Source organism: Psychrobacter sp. T6-1 (assembly GCF_052258445.1).
The window spans coordinates 1-681 of sequence record NZ_JBQQFC010000714.1 but is presented as its reverse complement, the minus strand read 5'-3'; the positions used below and the strand labels follow the sequence as shown (position 1 = coordinate 681).

The following is a 681-nucleotide window of genomic DNA, read 5'->3' as shown; positions in this document are numbered from 1 at the left end:
GGATTTGGTTAGGGGCAATTATCATGGCTCTAGGTGGATTAATTAGTATGCTTGATAAACGATACCGCATCAAAAAAATTAAAGCTCCGTTGCTAGTTACTGGTAGTTTGGCTACTTATGGAGTCAATGAGGTAGCTATTGAGCAGGCAATCTCAGTATCGACGATGTCGACACTAAAGGAGAAATAAATGACTATGTCGAATAATACTCCTGAGCAAAAAGATAGCCAAAACAGTAAGCAGCGTAACCCAAAGACAATGAAAAAAAAGCAGACGAAGCTATGGTTCTTAATTCCGCTTATCCTCTTTTTTGGTTTGGTAGTTATATTGTACATGCGCTTAGGTAAACCAACAGACATTGTGACCAATACCGCTCTTGAGCGTCCGGTTCCTACCTTTGAGCTGCCGTTATTAGCAGATACTACCCGTACTATCACCAATGATAATTTGCCGGATAAGCCGTTTTTACTTAATGTTTGGGGCTCATGGTGCCCAACTTGCGTTATTGAGCATCCGTTTTTAATGCAACTAGAAGAGCGCGGCGTTGATATCGTTGGTGTGAATTATAAGGATGAGATTGGTAATGCGCTCAGTTACTTAAACCGAGGCGGTGATCCATTTTCTATGTCTATTCAGGATTCATTGGGTCAGTTTGCTCTAGACTTAGGCATAACTGGTGCGC

The 681-nt window shown here is 41.6% G+C and carries 2 protein-coding genes; both read left to right on the top strand.

The genetic code is table 11. The annotated features are described in order from the left end of the window. Nucleotides 1-188, top strand: a 188-nt coding sequence (locus ACTXGO_RS15580) for a hypothetical protein (RefSeq protein ID WP_443575157.1), incomplete at its 5' end; no start/stop codon positions are given. 69 nt (nucleotides 189-257) lie between these two features. Next, the coding region (locus ACTXGO_RS15575; protein ID WP_443575158.1) for a redoxin family protein at nucleotides 258-681 on the top strand (424 nt) is incomplete at its 3' end.